A 3,516-nucleotide genomic window follows, 5' to 3' on the forward strand; every position below is an offset into this window, starting at 1 on the left:
TATTTATGGTTTTATATCTATAAATAAAGATACTACTAATGATATTATATATGAACAAGATAATAAAACAGAAATACTTGAAGATAATGAAACTATACAGGAAATAAAGTTTCTAAAATCTATTTCAGGTGTAAAGGCTAATAATATAGAATTAATAGATAACCCAGTTGGTATAAGAGGTGAGTTTGTAGCTCCTAGAGAATCTATATTAAGTGGAGTTGATTATTTCTTAAAACATACTAAAAATGATAAAATGGAAAATGTTAAAGTAGATATAGGTGAAGGATATATATCTATAAGAGTTGATTATAATATAATAAGCAATATAACTACACCAATAGAAGTAAAAGTAATTCCAACATTAAATAATAATAAAGAATTAGAGCTTAAAATCCAAGAAGTTAAGTTCTTAGATTTAAAAATATCCAACTGGCTAGTAAATATAGCTTTAAAAAGCTTTATAAAAGACTGGTTCCCTAAAGGTGAAGATATTAATATAGACTTTAAAGAAGGCTCTGTAATTATCTATAAAGATAATTTTAAAGGTATAAGTATAGATAAACTTAAAGTTGAATCAAGTGGATTAAATATTAATATGACAATAGATTTAAGCACTATACTAAGTAATATAAATAGCACAAATAAATAATACAAAAAAGGTATGAAGTAACTAATATTTCATACCTTTTTTGTATTANNTATTCCTTTTAACTAAATTAATATTTTAATATTTTCTCATATAATTAATAACTTACTAAATATAAGAAATACTAAGTAAATAGAATAAAGATAAAGGAGGCTAAAATGTGTACTATAAACAAAAATACATAGAGTCTATAGAATCTCTTAAATCAAATATAAATGGATTAACTAGCGAAGAAATAAAAAAGAGATTAGAAAAAGTAGGATACAACGAACTTAAAGAAGGAAATAAAGTTCCAACTTGGAAGTTATTTTTAGAAAGCTTTAAAGACCCTTTAATAATAATACTTTTAATTGCAGCTATTGTTCAAATATTTTTAGGTGAAGTAGTAGAGTCTGTAATTATATTTATAGTTATAATACTTAACTCAGTATTAGGTATAACACAAACTAAGAAAGCAGAAGGTTCTTTAGAAAGCTTAAAAAAGTTATCTGCACCAAAAGCTAAAGTAATAAGAGATAATCAAAAGCAAACTATAGATGGTAGAGAATTAGTACCAGGGGACATAGTAATACTTGAAGCAGGAGACTATATACCTGCAGATGGTAGAATAATAGAGGCTCAAACCTTAAAAATAGTAGAAGGTATGCTAACAGGAGAATCAGAGCCAGTACTTAAACATAACGAGAAGATAGATGAAGATGTTACAATAGGTGACCAAAAGAACATGGTATTTAGTGGTTCTTTAGTTGTATATGGTAGAGGTACATTTGTAGTTACTTCTACTGGAATGAATACAGAAATGGGTAAGGTAGCAAGCCTACTTGAAACTGCAGAAAATAAGCAAACACCACTTCAAGAAAAGTTAGATGATTTTGGTAAAAAGCTTGGAGTATTTATAGTAGCTATAGCTGCAATTATATTTTTAATTCAAGTTATAAGAAACTTTATGGATGGCTCAGATATACCTCGAAGTAGAATTATAATAGACTCATTTATGTTTGCAATAGCAGTAGCAGTAGCAGCCATTCCAGAAGCACTATCATCTATTGTTACAATAGTTTTATCTGTTGGAACAAATGATATGGCTAAAAAACAAGCTATAATTAGAAAACTACCAGCAGTTGAAACCTTAGGTTCTACTAGCATAATATGTACAGATAAAACAGGAACCTTAACTCAAAATAAAATGACAGTAGTAGATTTTTATATGTATGAAACTCCTAAAGTAAATATGGAACCTCAAAATATAAATTATTCATATCAATCTAAGACATTAACTGTTGCATCAGCTATATGTAATGATTCAAATATAAATAATGAAGGTAAGGAAATAGGGGACCCAACTGAGGTTGCATTAATAAAGTTTGCTAATAGTAGACATTTAGACTATAACACCTTAAGAGATAGATATAATAGATTAAGCGAAATACCATTTGATAGTGATAGAAAGCTTATGTCTACAGTAAATAATATACATGGAAATGTATATATGTTTACTAAAGGAGCACCTGATGTAGTATTTGATAGATGTAAATATGCAATGGTAGATGGAGATACTATAGATATAAATGAAGATATAATTAATGAATATAAAAGGGTTAATGAAGAATTTTCAAATAAAGCTTTAAGGGTACTTGCATTTGCTATAAAAGATGTTGAAGATGATAACTTTGTACCAACACTTGAGGATGAAGATGATTTAACTTTAGTAGGTCTAATGGCTATGATAGACCCACCAAGAGAAGAAGTATATGATGCGGTTAAAGAAGCTAAAAGTGCAGGTATAAAAACTATTATGATAACAGGAGACCATAAAACTACAGCAGCTGCTATAGCTAAAGATATAGGTATAATGAGTGAAGGCGATATGGCTTTAACTGGACAAGAGCTAGATGCCCTTAGTGATGAAGAACTAGATGAAAAGCTAGAACATATCCCAGTATATGCAAGAGTTTCTCCTGAAAATAAAATTCGTATAGTTAAGGCTTGGCAGAAAAAAGGTCAAATAACAGCCATGACAGGTGATGGGGTAAATGACTCACCTGCATTAAAACAAGCTGATATAGGTATAGCTATGGGAAGTGGTACAGATGTAGCAAAAGATGCATCAGCTATGATACTAGTTGATGATAACTTTGCAACTATAGTAAATGCGGTTGAAGTAGGTAGAACTGTATATAAAAACATAAAAAAATCTATAACATATCTTTTTGCAGGAAACTTTGCAGGAATACTTGCCATATTATTTGCAGTATTTGTAGACTGGGCAAATCCATTTACAACATTACAGCTACTATTTATAAATTTAGTAACAGACTCATTACCAGCTATAGCTTTAGGATTTGAGAAACCTGAAAAGAATGTAATGTCACATGCACCAAGGGACCCTAATGAAAGTATCTTAGCAGGTGGAACTATACAGGCTGTGTTATATAGAGGTATAGTAATAGGTATAATGGTTATAATAGCTCAATTTATAGGAAGAAAAACTAATCCTTATCTTGGAACGGCAATGGCATTTTCTACTATAACACTATGTAGAATATTACAAACTCTACCAGCTAGATCTAACGAATATACATTAAAGGAACTTGGAGTATTTTCTAATATGTATGTAATATATGCAGTGATAGCATGTTTAGTAATATACGGAGTTACACTATTACCTTTTATGAGACCTATATTTGATATTCCAGGAGAATTTGGTATTAGCGAATTAGGAATATGCTTATTATTGGCTATAATATCTACGCTGTTACTAGAAGTTATTAAATTTAGAAAATCTAATGTAAAATAAATATGTATATAAATTTTACAATAAACAATTAACTCAATATGTTATATAATAATCATTTTAATGATAGGCTATG

2 protein-coding genes are annotated in these 3,516 nt (G+C 28.8%); both read left to right on the forward strand.

Annotated features, from left to right (window positions below; genetic code table 11):
* Positions 1-649, forward strand: a 649-nt coding sequence (locus G3997_RS04240; RefSeq protein WP_296648611.1) for a hypothetical protein, incomplete at its 5' end; no start/stop codon positions are given.
* Positions 650-806: 157 nt separating this feature from the next.
* On the forward strand, positions 807-3,443 hold the full coding sequence (locus tag G3997_RS04245) for a calcium-translocating P-type ATPase, PMCA-type (protein ID WP_296648617.1): 2,637 nt from the start codon (positions 807-809) through the stop codon (positions 3,441-3,443).
* The last annotated feature ends 73 nt before the right edge of the window (positions 3,444-3,516 follow it).

It is taken from the genome of Romboutsia sp. 13368, assembly GCF_018336475.1.
Taxonomy (GTDB): domain Bacteria; phylum Bacillota; class Clostridia; order Peptostreptococcales; family Peptostreptococcaceae; genus Romboutsia.